This window comes from Brevibacterium sp. R8603A2 (assembly GCF_023072605.1).
Classification (GTDB): domain Bacteria; phylum Actinomycetota; class Actinomycetes; order Actinomycetales; family Brevibacteriaceae; genus Brevibacterium; species Brevibacterium pityocampae.
In genome coordinates, this window is the sequence record NZ_JALLGN010000009.1 from 16,335 (window position 1) to 32,085 (window position 15,751).

Below are 15,751 nucleotides of genomic sequence, written 5' to 3' on the forward strand. Positions count from 1 at the left end.
ATGAGCTCATGAATATGAAAGTCAGATGGCCCCGCACGGGACGCGGATGGATCAGCTTCGCCATCATCATGGCGGTGGTGATCGTCGGGCTCTGGCCGATCGTCGCGCTGTTCAATCACGCCGGTCTGGTGCTCGGGGTACCCGCACTCGTGTTCTGGTCGATCGTGATCCTGTTTCTCACCACTGGCGCGATGGTCGTCGTCAACTTCATCATGGGTGATCGGTCATGACCCAGTACATCCCGTTCATGATCACCGCCGCCTACCTCGTCGTCGCAGTCCTCATCGGCTTCCGGGCGGGCCGCGGGCACGATATGAACACCGCCGAGGGGTGGGGTGTCGGCAGTCGCAGTATGAGTTCGATCGTGGTGTATCTGCTCGTCGCGGCCGGCGGAGTCAGCGCATACACGTTCATGGGTTCACCGGGTTGGGCCCACGACAAGGGCGCTCCGGCACTCTACGTCGTCGTCTATCTCGCGTACATGGCGATCATCGCCTGGTACTTCGGGCCGCGCGTCTGGGAGCTCGGTCGGAAGTACGGGCACACAACGCAGTCCTCTGCGGTCGCAGACCGCTACGAGAGCAAGCTGCTCGGGGGCCTGACAGCGATTGTCGGATCGATCGGCGGCCTCGCATACGCGGTCCTGCAGACAATCGGATCGGCGTACATCCTCAATGTCATGAGCTTCGGACTCATCCCGATCTGGCTCGGTGTCGTCGTCACCTTGGCGGTGATTTCGATCTACCTCTTCCGGAGCGGTCTGCGCGCGATCGGTCTGACCAACGCGTTCCAGGGTGCGCTGATGTTCATCGTCGCGTGGCTGGTGGGCCTCTGGGCAGTGCAGTGGTTCACCGGCGGCTTCAACGCACGCCCGATCTTCGAGCGGCTCCAGACCGAGGCGCCGGAGTTCCTCACTCTTCCCGGTGCCCTCGGGGACATGAACTATGCCTTCTGGACGACGTCGATCCTCATCTCCTTCTTCTCTATCTGGCAGTCGCACTGGATCGCGTGGATGGGCGCGAGCTCGGCGCAGGGCCTTCGCAGGGCCACGACCTACCTTCCTCTCTACTACCTCGTTCTCATTCCGATGATCATCGTCGGTTTCATCGGGATCTTCGAGTACCCGGACATCGCGAAATCGGATCAGGTCGCAATCCAGATGGCCGTCGACAACATGCCGTTCATCGTCGCCGGCCTGCTCGGCGCAGGAACGCTTGCGGCATCGATGTCCTCGAGCGAGCCGAATATCCATGCGACCGCTCTGACCTACAGCAAAGATGTCGTGCAGCCGCTGTTCAGGATGTCGGACACGAAGGCCGGGCGACTGACGCGGTGGCTGATCTTCCCGATCATGGCGCTCGTCATCGCACCGATCTCCATCATGGAACCGGCCAGCCTCGTCTACATCCTGCTCATCGGCTACGGGTTCATCGGCCAGTTGTTCCCGACTCTCATGGGGATCTTCTTCTGGCCCCGCGCGACGGCGCCCGGTGCGATCGCTGGACTCATCGCCGGATTCATCGTCACTGTGCTGTTCTCGTTCGTGTTCGTCCATCCTCTGGGCGTGCACGCCGGCATCTGGGGTCTTGCGGTCAATGTCCCCGTGTTCGTCGTGGTCTCGTTCCTCACGAAGCCTGCGTCGCGCGGGACTCTGGCACGGTTCTTCGACGATGCGCCGGCCCGTGAGCTCGCCGATGATCATCACCGCCCTCGGTGACCGATTGCTCCCAACGGGAGAGGTCACGAAGTCCGTCACCCACCTCCGTCATCAGGCGGCCACCGCACACACAGCTCGTCACCGATCCGGCACAGGACCCATGCCTGATCGCGGAGCCGATTACGAATCACAGACTCGACGAGCGACACAAGGACCTCCGGGTCTGCGCCGCTTAGAATCCGTGCAATTTCGAGTGCGCATACGGGACCTCCGTCGCGAGCCCGCAGAAGAGCGTTTATGACAGCTTCTGCCCGACGCCGCCGACCCTTATCGGTCGGCTCCCACCACGGTTCGCCGCGCTCACCCAGGGCGATCTTCGCTTCGTGCACCCGGGGACGCGCGGAATCACCGGCAGTCTTGATCTGCCGCCGGGCCCACATCAGTTCGCCGACGAGTTCGCTCTTGAGGTCCGGTGGAATCTCCGGATCCGTGGCCCGCCACCGGCGGCCGTTGACGACGATGTATCGGCCGTCATCGGTGTACCGGTGCTCTGCGTTCATGCGACCCGAGTCTACGGGCACGGTCTGTGCAGGTGGGCGATCCATCACCGCCTACTGGTGAGAAGCGGAGCATCGTCCCTGCAGCTCGGATCACTCTTTCGGCGTCTCAGCAAGTATCACGCGCACGCAATACACTCGTACAGACCGTCAGAGTCGACGACCACGAGGAGAACCCGCACATGACCGCTGCAGCACCCGCCCCCATCCAGGCCTGGCACGATCTCGTCCGCTCGCCCGAGCCGGAGAAGCTCCGCGCGCTCCTCTCCCCCGAGGTGACTTTCCGCTCCCCTGCCGTCCACACCCCGCAGGAGGGTGCGGAGAAGACCTTCGCCTACCTGTGGGCGGCGACCCAGGTGCTCCGGCCCACGCTCACCTACGACCACGAGTGGTACGACGCGAACTCCGCGGTGCTCCAGTTCAGCGCCACCGTCGACGGCCTCGACGTCAGCGGCGTCGACATCATCGAATGGGACGTCGAGGGGAAGATCACCGACTTCACCGTCATGGTCCGCCCGCTCAAGGGGCTCCAGGCCGTCATCGGGGCGATGGGAGCCGAACTGCAGAAGGGTTCGCCCGGGCAGACCGGCTGAGGCCTCGCACGAGGTCGGTCGGCAGGGGTTCTGAGGAGAGAACCCTCACCCCTGCACGGGCGCGAAGCGGGGCAACGCCGCCTCGCCCTCGGTCGAGTGGAACACCACCTCGACCGGCAGGCCGATCGCGAGCGCGCTCTCGTCGACGTCGACGATGTTCGTCATCATCCGCACGCCCTCGGCGAGCTCGACGTAGGCGAGCACGTAGGGCTCCGCGCCCCGGTAGTCGCCCAGGCCGCCACGGCGCACGACGCTCCAGCTGTAGACCTCGCCCTTGCCGGAGACCCGGGCCCATTCGACTTCGAGCCCTCCGCAGTGCGGGCAGAAGCCGCGCGGGTACCAGGTGTACTCCTCACACGTCCGGCAGCGGGTCACCTGGAGCTCGCCTCGAGTCGTCGCCTCCCAGAACGCACGCGTCTCTGCAGAGATCGGTGGAGTGGGGGCCGGCAGATCGCTGCCGATTTGCGCCTCAGCGCCGTGGGTGTCCGCTGTCTCGCTCATCATGCCTCCCGTCCGAGGATGAGCGTCGCGCTGCCCATCCGGGTCCCCAGCGATCCTCCGGTGCCGTGGGCGAGCGCGATCTCGCAGTCGGGCACCTGCACGGCCGGGTGCGCCTCGCCGCGCAGCTGGCGCACGGCCTCGAGGATCTTCGTCATTCCGCCGCGGTTGGCGGGGTGGTTGTTGCACAGTCCGCCGCCGTCGGTGTTGAACGGCAGCCCGCCGTCCGGTGCTCGCAGCGCGCCCGAGGCGACGAAGGCGCCGCCCTGCCCCTTGGGGCAGAAGCCGAGGTCCTCGATGGTCTCCACCACGGTGATCGTGAAGGAGTCGTAGATCGAGGCGTAATCGATTTCGGCGTGCGTCACCCCGGCCTCGGCGAAGGCGCGCGGCCCCGACCACACCGCACCGGTGTGCGTGAGGTCGATGCGTCCGCGGTTCGCGGTCTTGGGCGCCTCGCCGTGGCCGAGTACCGCCACCGAATGGCGATCGAGGCGCTTGGCGACCTCGGGGCTGACGACGACGACGGCCCCGCCGCCATCGGTGACGACGCAGCAGTCGAGGCGATGGAGCGGATCCGCGATGAGCGGGGAGTTGACGACGTCCTCGACGGTGACGACCTTCTGCAGGAGCGCATTCGGGTTGTGCTGGGCATGGAGCGAGGCGGCGACCTTGACCTCGGCGAGCTGCTCGCTCGTCGTCCCGAACTCGTGCATGTGGCGGCGAGCGGCCAGCGCGTACATCGACGGGGTGGACGTGCCGAACACGTTCTCGAACGCGTACTCCGGAGCGCTCGGGGTCACGGCGCCCGGGCTCGGGGCGGACACGGGCAGGCCCGCCATCGTCACGAGCGCGATCTCGCACTTGCCGGCGGCGATCGCGGCCGCGGCGTGCCCGACGTGCGCCAGATAGGACGAGCCGCCGGTCTCGGTCGAATCGAGGTAGCTCAGGCTCAGTCCCATGTAGTCCGCCATCGACAGCGCACCGAAGCCCGGCGCGTCACCGGCGCAGAAGTACCCGTCGACGTCATCGAAGGTCAGGCCGGCATCGGCGAGCGCGCCGACCGCGACCTCGGCGTGGACCTGCGCCACGGACCTGTCGGGGATCTTGCGCAGCGGATGCTCAAAGGCACCCGCGATGAGCGCCGCACCACGGATCGTCATCATTGACTCCTAGTGATCGTTCGTTCAACTTAGGAAATATTACCACGGAGGCATACGCGACCCGGCTGCACGGACATCGAGCGCGACGGAGCGACCCGCCCCTCCCCTACCGGCCTCGGGCGCATCACCGCCCCGCCTACACCGTCGCGCTCAGTCCGCCGTCGACGATGAGCGAGCCGCCGGTCATATAGGACGAGGCCGGGCTCGCGAGGAAGAGGAGCGCGGAGTCGAGCTCCTCCTGTTCGCCGAACCGCCCGAGGATCGCATTGTCGGCGACCATCTCCTGGAGCAGGTCGCCGCCCTCGGCCTCGGTCATCTCGCTCGCGAAGTACCCCGGGCACAGCGCATTGACCCGGATACCCTTGCGCCCCGACCACTGCTGCGCGAGATCGCGGGTGAGCCCGAGGACGCCGGCTTTGCTCGCCGCGTAGTGCGCCTGGGGATAGCGCGAGGAGGCGTGCCCGTGGACGCTCGACAGGTTGACGATCGCGGACCCCCGCGGCATGTGCGGCGCACACGCCCGGGCCATCCAGTAGGTTCCGTTGAGATTGACGTCGACGACGTTCCGGAAGACCTCGGGGTCCTCATGGAGGGCGACACCGGCCGGACCCATCCCCGCATTGTTGATGAGCACGTCGATCCGGCCGAACTCCTCGACGGCCGCGGCGGCCAGCGCCTCGCACTCGGACTGCACCGACACGTCCGTGCGCCGGGTGAGCACGGACGTTTCCGCAGCACGCAGCTCTTCGGCGAGGGCCTCGAGGCGGTCCTCGCGACGCGCGGCGAGGACGAGCGTCGCACCGACGGCAGCCGTGGCACGGGCGAAGCCGACGCCGAGGCCGGAGCTGGCTCCGGTGATGACGACGACCCTGTCGTCGAGCCGGAAGCGATCGAGCGGGTTGGAGGGCATGGCAGGTGTCCTGTTCGTCACGGGCAGACCTGGGCCGACGGGACGGCAGGGCACCGTCGGTCGCACTGCTCTCAAGTCTGCCGATCAAGCGTTCGGTTCGCGTGAATTGTCGCACACGGGCCTGCCGCGTGCTACGGCGCTCCGCGCGGCACTCGGCCCTGGGGGCGGATCAAGCCGCGGGGCCTCCGGCCGGCCGAGATGCACTGCGGCGCTCCCTTGCCCCGGAGACCTCCCCCTGTCAACGTCCCAAACAATCGTTCGAAACATTTTCAGCACCGGCGCATCGGGTCCAGCACCCGCGCCGCGTGCGCCGGACCCCGACAGCAGCCGCACCGAGGAGAACCCGCACCCATGAAAGCTCTGACCTTCCACGGCCCGCGCGACATCCGGTACTCCGAGGTGCCCGACCCGCAGCTCATCGACGAACGGGCGGCCGTCGTCCGGGTTACGCGTGCGAGCATCTGCGGCAGCGACCTGCACATCTACCACGGCGAGGGCTTCAGCGACGACCTCGGTTTCTGCGTCGGTCACGAGGCCGTCGGGGTCATCACCGAGGTCGGCGCCGCTGTCGACCGCCGTTCGGTGGGCGACCGCGTCCTCATTCCCGCGTCCGTGGGATGTACGCGCTGCCAGGCGTGCGATGAGGGCCGGACCAGCCAGTGCACCTCGCGCAGCGGTGCGACCGAGAAGTGCTACGGCCTGAGCACTGCCCTCCAGGGGTCGCAGGCGGAGCTCGTCGCCGTCCCCGACGCCGACCGCAACACCGTGATCATCCCCGAGGGGATCTCCGACGACGCCGCAGTCGTCATGACCGATGCCACCGCCACCGCCTGGTACCGAGCGCGACGCGCCCGCATCGCCCCCGGCGAATCGGTGGCGGTCATCGGCCTCGGCCCGATCGGCCAGACGGCCGTCCAGCACGCGCGCCTCATGGGTGCGGCGGAGGTGTTCGGCATCGACCCCGTTCCCGAGCGCCGCCGGATGGCCGCCGTCCAGGGGGCTCGGGTCGTCGACGCCGAGGACCCGGTCGCCCAGGTCCGGGAGTGGACCGGCGGGCAGGGTGCCCACGCCGCGATCGAGGCGGTCGGCGCCGACGCGACGATCGAAATGGCCCAGCGCCTCGTGCGGCGCACGGGTCGGGTGAGCGTCGTCGGCGTCAATCAGAACAAGCGGTACTCCTTCCACATGGAGCGGGCCCAGGTGAAGGAGCTCGAGTTCGCCATCGGCCTGTGCTCGGTCCAGTTCGAGCTGCCCACGCTCCTCGAGCTCACCCGGGCGGGCCGCCTCGATCCCGAGGTCGTCATCACGCACCGGCTCCCGCTGTCCGAGGGTCCGGCCGCCTATACCTGCTTGGACACAAAGTCGTGGGGTCCCAGCCTGGTTGATTCCAGCAGCTTTGCCGTAAGACTGCTTCCTTCTTCACAGGCCGAAACCGAATGATCGCTCAGGGCCGGCCACCTGGGCGTCAGGGATTGCGCATTGGCTGGAGGGGAAAAGAAGGAGCGAGCGACTCTCCCTGCTCCTTCGAGTGAGCAACGCCATCGTGGAGCGGAAAATCGGGCCGGGCAACCCAGCGCGCGAACTCGATGGTCCCGCCCTCCTCGATGGCGCCCAGGTGCCCGCCGACGATGGTGGCGTCGAAGATGAAGCGCTGCGCCCGGAAAGGGCGCCCGGTGCGCCGGCTGAATGGCGCGGTGAAGTGATGCATCGCCAACAGAGAGCCGAGCTCGACGAGGTACCCCGTCTCCTCGTGGGCCTCGCGCACGGCAGCACTTTCGATGTCCTCGTCGAACTCCACACCGACCCCGGGCAGCGACCAGCCCGGATGGAATCCCGCCGCTCCTCCGTTGAACCAGGTCAGCAGGATCTCATTGGCGTCGTTAACCACCACCGCGTAGGCGGCCAACCGCGTGTTGTACTTGGTTGAAATGCACCCGAAGATTCTATGACTCGAACCCTTCCGGGAATAGCCCTGCCTGGAGGGATGACGATCGGCAGTGAGGTCAGAGCGAAGCCGAGCACCTCGCCGTCAGTCGCGTGCTACTCGATGCAGGCGTGCATGACTCTCTTCCGCCTCAACCACAACGTCGCCTCCGCGCGCGAGTCGACAGTTCTGAAGCGGATCGTTCGACTCTGGAGCGGCTCATTTCATCGCACCGGAGGTGAGGCCCTCGATCAGGTAGCGCTGCAGCAGTACCGCGATGGTGAACACCGGAACAACCGCCAACAGCGACGAGGCGGCGATCCGCCCGAAGTCCTGCACCCGCTCGCTGAGCATTCCTGCCAGCAGGACCGGAACCGTCTGCACGTCCTCGCTCTGGGTGAGGAAGGTGGCGAACAGGAGCTCGTTGTAGTTGAGGATCGCCACGATCACCCCGACGGCGATGAGCGCAGGCACGAGCATCGGCGTGACGATCCGCAGCAGCAGCTGCCATTCCCCCGCGCCGTCGAGACGCCCGGCCTCCTCGATCTCGACAGGAAGGCGCCGGATGAACCCGTCCAGCAGCCAGATGGCCACCGGCACATTCATCAGCGCATACACCAGAATCAAGCCGGGCAGGCTGTTCGTCAGCCCGAGAACACGCAGCAGGGTGAGCAGCGGGATGATCGCCACGATCGGCGGCAGCAGCCACGGGCTGAGGATGAGCCCGCTCAGCAGCACTCCCCCGGTTCTGAACCGCGCCATCGCCCAGGCCCCGGGGAGAGCGAGCGCCAGCGTCAGCAGCGCTCCCGAGACGCTGGCGAGCAGCGAGTTGAGTACGCCGCGCGGCACTGCGGAATCCAACGCTCTCTTCCAGTTGCCCGCTGCGGGTTCGGTCGGAACGAGGATGCCTGCGGCGATCTGCCCCTGTGTCATGAAAGAGATCGACACGAGGTAGAGCAGCGGGACGAGCACGACGAGGACGCTGAGGATCACCCAACCGCCCCCGACCCATGACTGCCAGCGGGCTGCTCCTGCCGAGCGCCGTCGGCGGCTCCGGCTGAAGAGAACCCCCTTCAGCCCGGCTTCCTGCACAGCCTCAGACATCGCGAAGCCTCCTGACGATCAGGAAGATGGGAAGCGTGACGACGGTGACCACGACTGCCAGCAGCAGCGTGACGGTGGCCGCCATGCCGACGTCGAAGCCGCGCAGCGCGGTTCGCCAGATCAGGTATGCGGGCACCAGAGTGGAGGAGCCCGGACCGCCAGAGGTCATGACGTAGACCAAGTCGAAGACCTTGAAGGCGAGAATGAGGCGGATGAGGAACGCGGCGGCGATCGTGCCCGCGATCGCGGGCAGGGTGATGTGGCGGAACAGGCGCAGGCCGGTGGCGCCGTCCAGTCGTGCCGCCTCGGTCACGTGCGGGTCCTGGCCGAGCAGTGCGGTGAACACCAGCAGCACGACGAGGGGTGTCCACTCCCAGACGTCGGCCAGAGCCACTCCGAAGACCGCCCACGTCGTATCGGACAGAACTGCGAACGTGCCCGACCACGGAGTGAAGTGCTGAACAAGGGTGTGGAGGAGGCCACCGGAAGGGCTGAAGATGAAGCTGAAGAGGATGCCGACCACCACCGGCGGGACGATCATCGGCAGCAGCAGCACGGTCCGCACGAATGCTCCCGCCCACAGCGAGCGCCACAGCGCTATAGCGGTCAATGTCCCGAGCACCGTGCTCGCAACAGCAACCCCGATGGCATAACCCGTGCCAAGGGCGAGCGAGGTGCGAACATCCGCAGAGGCGAGGGCTGCCTCGAAGTTCGCGGTGCCGACGAACTCCTGGAACGGTCGGCCCAGGCTCGACTCGGTGAAGGCCGCCGAGGCGATGAACACCAGGGGATACGCCGCCAGTACCACCAGCACGAGCACGCTGGGGCTGACGAAGATCGCTCGATGCACGCGCGCGGGCACTCGGCGGCAGGGCCTGGACGACCTCTCACCAGCGGGTTCCGATGGGACGCCGGTGACCCGCGGCTCGGTGTGCGGGTGAAGATCAGTCGCCAAGGAGCCTCTCCCACTCTGCCTGGACACCATCAAGGGTCTCCTGGGCCGAGCCTCGCTGACCCGACAGGTGAGCGGCGATCTCATCGGTGAGGATCTGTGCGGCCTCAGTGGCGTTCTCACCTGTGGGCCATGCCAATGCCCCGTCGAGCGTCGACCTGTTGACCTCCTGGAGCTCGGGGAATTCTTCGCCATAGGTCGTGTCCTCCAGAGAGGAGACTCGATTCGGATCGATCCCGGTGGGCGGCAGCGCCGTGAGGAGTTCGGAGTTGACCTCGGAGGATGCCGCCCACTGGATGAACTGCTGGGCGAGGTCGGTCTTCTCGGAATTGCCCGCCACCACCCAGCTGAAGCCCGCCACGAGCGAGGCGCGCGGCTTCTCTCCCTCGGCTCCGCGGGGCAGGTACGTCACACCCCACTTGTCGACCACCTCGGAGCCGGATTCGGGATCCTGCGACCGCACGCCCAGGTCTGTCCAGTTCTCAATGAAGGCGACCTTGCCGGCGAACCACGCCGAGTTGCCGGCACCGAAGTCCGTCTCCGCCGGGGTGGGCAGAGCGTCGTCCCAGGTCTCCTCCAACGCCTCCAGGGCGGACACGGCTTCTGCCGAGTTGATGGCGGGGGCACCGGAATCGTCGAGGAATTCGCCTCCGAAGCCGGCCAGGCGGTTGGCGAAGCTCGCCCCGAGGATGAGCGGCGACTGCTCGCCGAAGACGGCAGCCCCGTAGACTCCCTCGTCCCCCTCGTTCTCCGTGATGGTCTGAACCTGCTCGGCGTACTCGTCCCACGTGGCAGGAGGCGCATCGAAGCCGTTCCGCTCGAGGATCTCCGTGTTGTAGAAGAGCGCGTGGATGTCCCCGTCGAAGGGCACCCCGTAGATCTCCTCGCCGACGTGGGCATACGGCTGCCAGATGGACGGGATGAAGTCGTCGACGTCGAGGTCCGGCGATCCCTCGACGAACTCCGTGAGCGGTTGGATGCTGCCGTCAGCGGCAAGGTCGCCGAGCGAGACGTACCACGGAGCCGACACATCGTAGACGTTCGCTCCGGACTGCTGATCGAGGGTGAGCGTCGAGGCGATCTCGTCGTAGGGGACGGTGGTGACGTTGATCGTCACGCCGGTCTCCTTCTCGAAGCTCTCGGCCAACCAGGCACCCGCGCCCTCGTGGGAGGCATTGAGGAGGAGGTTGAGCTCCTCGCCCTCGTATTCGCCCGCGAAGGCATCACCCTCGGCGGCGCTGGCGCTGCCGCACGCGGAGAGCGTCAGCGCGGCCACGACGCCGGCGGCGAGGAATTTCAGGCGGCCGGGGGCCGATCGTGTGCTGCTCATGGGGCATGTCCTTTCGTCGGGTGCGTCAGAGTCCTCGGCCTGCGAGGAGCTGCTGCTTCGGGGTTTCGGTGGAAGTCGCGCTGAGGTGGCCGAAGGCGCCTCGGTAGGCAGCCGCCGGATGGGAGTCGGGAAGCCGGTCGGCCCCCGTCACACGCGCGCGCAGGCTCGTCGGGCGGCGGGTCTGCTCCTCCTCCGCGGTGCGGGCGAGTCCACGGCTGCGCAGAACGGGCAGGACGTGATCGATGAACTCGTCGTAGCTGCCCGGGATCGTCGAGTTGATGACATTGATCCCATCGATCCCCGCGTCCTGCCAGGCTTCGAGCTCATCGGCGATCTGATCGGGCGTGCCGACGATCCTGGTCGCATGGGCACGGAAGTGGGCGAGGTCGCGCAGGGTGACGCGCCCGTTGGGTGCCATCGCTCTGAGCTCCGAGAGGTGTCCCTGGGCACCCTCGGTGTGCTCGAGATCATCCAGCGGGGCGTCGATCGGCAGGTGACCCACGTCGACCCCCAGGCTGCCCGCGGTGTGCGCGATGAGGGCGTGGATGTCGAGCGAGTTGTCGAGGTCCTCCGCCCGAGCCCTCGCCTCGGCTTCCGTCGAACCGACCACGAAGGAGAGTCCCTGGATGAACTTGACGTCCTCGGGCCGGCGCCCGGCCCGTGCGGCACGCTCCCTGACGTCCTTCGCATGTGCAGCCGCGATGTCGCGCCGCGGCGCCATGGAGAAGGTGGCCTCGGCATGTCGGGCAGCGACGTCCCGACCGCGGGACGAGGACCCAGCCTGGAACAGGAACGGCGTGCGCTGCGGCGAGGGCGCCGAGAGATGAGGGCCCTCGACCCGGTAGCGGGCGCCAGTGTGCTCGATCTTGGCCACCTTGTCCGGATCCCCGTGCAGGCCGCGTCCTCGGTCGTGCTCCAGGTGCTTGTCCTGCACCAGCGCACCGTCCTCCCACGAGCCCTCCCAGAGCTTGTAGCAGACCTCGAGGTACTCCTCCGCCCAGTCGTAGCGGTCGTCGTGCTCGGCCAGTCCGTCGCTCCCGAAGTTCCGGTGGGCGTTCTCCGAGGCGCTCGTCACCACATTCCAGCCCACGCGCCCTCCGGAGAGGTGGTCGAGGGTGGAGAGCTGGCGGGCGAAGGCGAAGGGGTGCGCCTGGATGACTGACGAAGTGAGCGCCAGTCCGATCCGATCGGTCACCGCCGCGAGCGCGGAGATGAGCACGAGAGGGTCGTTCGCCGGGATCTGCAGCCCCCGGCGAACATGAGACGCCCATCCGCCCTCGTGGTCGCCGTAGAGCCCGACGACATCAGCGAAGAAGGCGATATCGAATCCGGAGCTCTCGAGCCGCTGCACGAGCGACACCCAGTGCTGCAGCTCGTTGAACCGATGCTGCTGCGCCTCGGGACGGCGCCACGCGCCGCCGATGATGTGGCTCGTGGTGTTCATGAGAAAGGCGGAGAGAATGAGGGGGGAGCGGGACACGTCGGACCTCCAGGGGGTCAGGAATGCGGTCGGCGGGCCGGCGGCCTGCCGTAGCGTAGTGGGGATCACAGGTCCGAGGAGACCGACCAGATGTTGATGCCGGCCTCGCCCCGGGTGATCTCGTCGATCTCGGCGAGCTCCTCGCTGCTGAAGGACGTCGAGGACAGCGCTCCGAGGTTCTCGTCGAGCTGCGCAGTGGATGAGGCCCCCAGCAGTACGGAGGTCACTCCACCGTCGCGGAGCAGCCAGGCGATCGCGAGCTGGGCCAGAGTCTGCCCACGCCGCCGAGCGACCTCAGCGAGTCTGCGCAGGCGGTCGAGATTGTCCTCGCTGAGGTGGTGAGCGGGCAGCGAGGTGCGCCCCCCGGCAGGCTCGGCATGGGGGTCCTTCAGGTACTTGTCCGTGAGCAGCCCCTGCGCCAGAGGGGTGAAGGCGATCGACCCGAGTCCCGTCTCTTCGAGGACGTCGAGCAACCCGTCCTCGACCCAGCGGTTGAGCATCGAGTAGGCCGGCTGGTGGATGGTCAGCGGTGTTCCGAGCTCGGCTGCGATAGCCGCGGCTTGGGCAGTTCGCTCCGCCGAGTACGAGGAGATCCCGACATAGCGCGCCTTTCCGGAGCGCACAGCGGCGTCGAGAGCGCCGATCGTCTCCTCCAGCGGAGTCTCCGGGTCCACCCGGTGGGAGTAGAAGATGTCCACGTGATCGAGTCCGAGGCGGTGCAGCGACTCGTCCAGGCTGGACAGCAGGTAGCCGCGCGAGCCGAAATTCCCGTAGGGCCCGCGCCACTGGTCCCAGCCGGCCTTCGAGGAGATGCTGAGCTCGTCTCGGTAGGGTCTAAGATCCTTCGCCAGGACGCGTCCGAAGTTCTCCTCCGCCGCGCCGGCGGGCGGCCCGTAGTTGTTGGCGAGATCGAAGTGCGTGATCCCGGAGTCGAAGGCGTGCCGGATGATGTCGCGCTGCGTCTGGAACGGGGTCGTGTCACCGAAGTTCCACCACAGGCCCAGAGAGATGGGCGGCAGGAGCAGCCCGCTGCGTCCGACCCGACGGTACCCGAAGCGGGAGTACCGATCGTCGGCGGCTGCATACGGGGTGTGGGTCTCGGTGCCCCAGGCGGAAACGTCGACTGTCTGCGTCATATGTGCTCCTTCGTGGTCAGGTGTAGAGCGAGAGTGGCTGGAACTCGCCGTTGAGGTAGTGAGCGCCCACCTCGAGCTTCTTGTAGTCGACCGGGTCGTGCAGCGAGTGCGTGCGGATGTTGCGCCAGAAGAGATCGAACCCGATCGACGAGGCGGTGCTCGAGGTGCCGGTGGCCTCGAATATCCGGTTCGTCAGGTCCGTGGCGACATCGGAGGAGACGACCTTGAGTTCAGCGATCTCGATCGCCAGTTCACCACGCTGCTCGGAGGTCACCTCCCGGCCCAGGCCGATGACCTCGTCGAATCGTCGATTGACCCTGTCCGCCAGGGCGGAGACCGCGGCTGTGCGCGACTTGAGCTCTCCGTAGAGCCGCTGGACGAAAGGGTCGTGCCGGTACTGCTCCGCCGAGGACAGGAACCACGCGTTGGGCCGCTTGTTGGTGAGACTGCGCCCGGTTTCCAGCGCTCCCTCCGCGATGCCCAGATAAAGGTTGCCGAAAGCCAGCTGGATGCCCGGGGTGACGAGCGTGGAGAACGGCTCCTCCCCGAGGAAGCCGAGGAAGTCGGATTCCTCAACCCGCACATCGTGGTAGATGACGGTGTTCGACGACGAGAGCCGCTGGCCGAGGAAGTCCCAGTCGTCCACGTACTCCACACCGTCCCGGTCGTGATCCAGGACAAGGGCCCCGACCTCCCCGGCTCTCGGCCCTTCGGAGACGGTGGCGTTGACGAGGAGAACATCGCCGACCGCCGAACCCGTCGAATACCTCTTCTTCCCTGTCAGGCGATATCCGTTCGCCTCCGGGACCAGGACGAGATCGGGATCGGTCGGGTTGACCGAATCGCCCCAGATCCACCTGCCCTCGATCGTCGCCCGGTGCCACCGCTCACGGTCGGCGGGGTTCGCGATGTTGAAGACGACGTTGGCTGCGTTGATGTAGTGGTAGGCCAGGACCTGGGCGATCGAGGCGTCGGCGCGCGCGAGAACCCGCACGACGAGGAACGCCGTCTCCCAGTGGGCACCTCCCCCGCCGAACTCCTTGGGCTCCAGCAGGGTCACCAGCCCGGACTCCTTGAGCAGGTGAACCTCCGAATGCGGGGTCCGGTTGGCACGGTCGCGGGCGACAGCGTCAGCAGCGAGGGTGTGCGCCACGTCCTCGGCGACAGCGGTCCACGCGGCGATCTCCTCCGCAGAGGCCGCTCCGCTCCAGTGCGAGCGCTGGGCGATAGTGTGCTCTGTCATTTCGATGCTCCTTCAGGTACGCCCACACTCCAGAGGCGGACAGGATCCGTGCCGCTGACGCGATGGTCACCGGCTATGCGTGCTTTGTAGACCCAGGGGTTGTGGCTGGTCACAGTGCGCGCGTTGCGCCAGTGACGATCCAGCGCCTTCGCACCGTCGACGCCGGATGCGCCGAGCGCGTCGAAAATCCGCGTCACAGCTTCCAACACCGGCCTGTGCAGGGCCACCTGTGCCCGCGCCGTCGCCAGTTCGGCGGCGTTCGCCGCTGCGATCTGCGCTGCTTCATCAGCACCGCGTGCAGCGAAGGCGGCGTCGAGCGCGCGTGCGGTCTCCAGCACCTGTGCCCGCGCCAGAGCTGCGGTTGCGTCCACCTCACCGACCGCCTGCAGGAGCTGCGGGTCGGAGGCGGGTGAGGTCGAGTTGGCATGTGTGTAGATCCGCCTCCTGGTCAGCAGCGATTCGGCGACATCTCGCGCGGCTGCCTCGGCGATGCCGGCGAGCACGATGAGGAGGACATGCTGGTACAGCGCAGTCTGGTAGGGGAAGCGGTCCGCGAGCAGGCGCACCTCGTACTCGGCGACCTCCGCGTCGGTGAGGGTGGCGGTGCCGGACCCGGTGGTCCGCTGACCGAAGCCCGTCCAGTCATCCTCGATGTGGACTCCAGGCTGATTCCTTCGCACCAGCACTGCGAGCTCGTTGCCGTTCTCGTCCCTCGCGGTGACGTCGAGCCAATCGGCGAAGATCGACCCGGTCGTGTAGTACTTCACGCCATTGACCACCGGCCCCTCCGGCCCCTGGGATACGATCGTGCCGGAGCGGTTGTAGCCGCCTGAACCCGGTTCCGTCCAGGCATTTCCGGCGATCTCTCCCGTCCGGAAGCGCTCCAGCCAGCTCGCGGCAGCCTCGCCATCGACGCCCCGCCAGAGAACTTCTTCCTGGACCGCCAGATGTCCGCGCAGCGCCTGCGGAATGTTGCTGTCCTGGGCAGCGAGCTCCAGCAGCACTTCGGTGGTGTGGACCCAATCGAGTCCGAACCCTCCGAAGGCCGCAGGGATTCGCAGACGTCCGATCCCCTCGTCCGCGAGCGAGCGGATCACGTCGACGGGCAGGGCGCGCTCGACCTCTCGTCCACGGGCGCTCTCACCGGCGCGCCTGATGGCGCCGGCGAGCGACTCGGGCACAGGCAGGGATGCAGCCACTCGTCCTC

The 15,751-nt window shown here is 67.2% G+C and carries 16 protein-coding genes; 4 read left to right on the forward strand and 12 right to left on the reverse strand.

The window, feature by feature from the left end; genetic code table 11:
- Window positions 1-8: 8 nt before the first annotated feature.
- A complete protein-coding gene (locus tag MTQ12_RS10155) occupies window positions 9-230 on the forward strand; it encodes a hypothetical protein (protein ID WP_247618515.1) in 222 nt (73 codons plus the stop codon).
- Window positions 227-1,717 (forward strand): sodium:solute symporter family protein, encoded by a 1,491-nt coding sequence (locus tag MTQ12_RS10160; protein ID WP_247618516.1) that lies wholly within the window; start codon window positions 227-229, stop codon window positions 1,715-1,717. Before MTQ12_RS10155 ends, MTQ12_RS10160 begins: the two co-directional genes overlap by 4 nt.
- A 35-nt stretch (window positions 1,718-1,752) precedes the next feature.
- On the opposite strand, the gene MTQ12_RS10165 is transcribed toward MTQ12_RS10160, so the two are convergent.
- Window positions 1,753-2,217, reverse strand: a complete 465-nt coding sequence (locus MTQ12_RS10165) for a DUF3253 domain-containing protein (RefSeq protein WP_247618517.1) — start codon at window positions 2,215-2,217, stop codon at window positions 1,753-1,755.
- Window positions 2,218-2,396: 179 nt separating this feature from the next.
- On the opposite strand from MTQ12_RS10165, the gene MTQ12_RS10170 reads away from it, so the two are divergent.
- Window positions 2,397-2,807 (forward strand): nuclear transport factor 2 family protein, encoded by a 411-nt coding sequence (locus MTQ12_RS10170; protein ID WP_137318411.1) that lies wholly within the window; start codon window positions 2,397-2,399, stop codon window positions 2,805-2,807.
- A 45-nt stretch (window positions 2,808-2,852) separates the two neighbouring features.
- Here MTQ12_RS10170 and MTQ12_RS10175 read toward each other — a convergent pair whose 3' ends face one another.
- From MTQ12_RS10175 to MTQ12_RS10185, 3 genes are all read right to left on the reverse strand, one after another.
- The gene (locus MTQ12_RS10175) at window positions 2,853-3,308 is read right to left on the reverse strand and encodes a Zn-ribbon domain-containing OB-fold protein (protein WP_247618518.1); all 456 of its coding nucleotides are present in this window, start codon (window positions 3,306-3,308) and stop codon (window positions 2,853-2,855) included.
- Window positions 3,308-4,465: a thiolase domain-containing protein gene (locus tag MTQ12_RS10180; RefSeq protein WP_247618519.1), complete on the reverse strand. Its 1,158-nt coding sequence runs from the start codon at window positions 4,463-4,465 to the stop codon at window positions 3,308-3,310. Before MTQ12_RS10180 ends, MTQ12_RS10175 begins: the two co-directional genes overlap by 1 nt.
- A 136-nt stretch (window positions 4,466-4,601) precedes the next feature.
- On the reverse strand, window positions 4,602-5,375 hold the full coding sequence (locus MTQ12_RS10185; RefSeq protein ID WP_247618520.1) for an SDR family NAD(P)-dependent oxidoreductase: 774 nt from the start codon (window positions 5,373-5,375) through the stop codon (window positions 4,602-4,604).
- Window positions 5,376-5,726: 351 nt separating this feature from the next.
- On the opposite strand from MTQ12_RS10185, the gene MTQ12_RS10190 reads away from it, so the two are divergent.
- Window positions 5,727-6,815, forward strand: a complete 1,089-nt coding sequence (locus MTQ12_RS10190; RefSeq protein ID WP_247618521.1) for an alcohol dehydrogenase catalytic domain-containing protein — start codon at window positions 5,727-5,729, stop codon at window positions 6,813-6,815.
- Between the two features lie 25 nt (window positions 6,816-6,840).
- Here the strand turns inward: MTQ12_RS10190 and MTQ12_RS10195 are convergent, their stop codons facing one another.
- The 8 genes from MTQ12_RS10195 to MTQ12_RS10230 form a co-directional block, all read right to left on the reverse strand.
- On the reverse strand, window positions 6,841-7,281 hold the full coding sequence (locus MTQ12_RS10195; RefSeq protein WP_247618522.1) for an NUDIX domain-containing protein: 441 nt from the start codon (window positions 7,279-7,281) through the stop codon (window positions 6,841-6,843).
- A gap of 237 nt (window positions 7,282-7,518) precedes the next feature.
- On the reverse strand, window positions 7,519-8,271 hold the full coding sequence (locus MTQ12_RS10200) for a carbohydrate ABC transporter permease (RefSeq protein WP_247618523.1): 753 nt from the start codon (window positions 8,269-8,271) through the stop codon (window positions 7,519-7,521).
- Between the two features lie 124 nt (window positions 8,272-8,395).
- Window positions 8,396-9,223 carry a sugar ABC transporter permease gene (locus MTQ12_RS10205; protein WP_247618524.1) on the reverse strand — a complete coding sequence of 276 codons (828 nt, stop codon included), beginning with the start codon at window positions 9,221-9,223 and terminating at the stop codon, window positions 8,396-8,398.
- 124 nt (window positions 9,224-9,347) lie between these two features.
- Window positions 9,348-10,685, reverse strand: coding sequence for a sugar ABC transporter substrate-binding protein (locus MTQ12_RS10210; RefSeq protein WP_101652808.1), 1,338 nt, complete (start codon window positions 10,683-10,685; stop codon window positions 9,348-9,350).
- A 25-nt stretch (window positions 10,686-10,710) separates the two neighbouring features.
- Window positions 10,711-12,165: an NtaA/DmoA family FMN-dependent monooxygenase gene (locus tag MTQ12_RS10215; RefSeq protein ID WP_265809048.1), complete on the reverse strand. Its 1,455-nt coding sequence runs from the start codon at window positions 12,163-12,165 to the stop codon at window positions 10,711-10,713.
- 65 nt (window positions 12,166-12,230) lie between these two features.
- Entirely contained in the window at window positions 12,231-13,301 is a 1,071-nt protein-coding gene (locus MTQ12_RS10220) for an aldo/keto reductase (RefSeq protein ID WP_247618525.1), read from the reverse strand.
- Between the two features lie 16 nt (window positions 13,302-13,317).
- A complete protein-coding gene (locus tag MTQ12_RS10225; RefSeq protein ID WP_247618526.1) occupies window positions 13,318-14,544 on the reverse strand; it encodes an acyl-CoA dehydrogenase family protein in 1,227 nt (408 codons plus the stop codon).
- Window positions 14,541-15,743: an acyl-CoA dehydrogenase family protein gene (locus MTQ12_RS10230; RefSeq protein ID WP_247618527.1), complete on the reverse strand. Its 1,203-nt coding sequence runs from the start codon at window positions 15,741-15,743 to the stop codon at window positions 14,541-14,543. The genes MTQ12_RS10225 and MTQ12_RS10230 overlap by 4 nt, the downstream gene beginning before the upstream one ends.
- Between the last annotated feature and the right edge of the window lie 8 nt (window positions 15,744-15,751).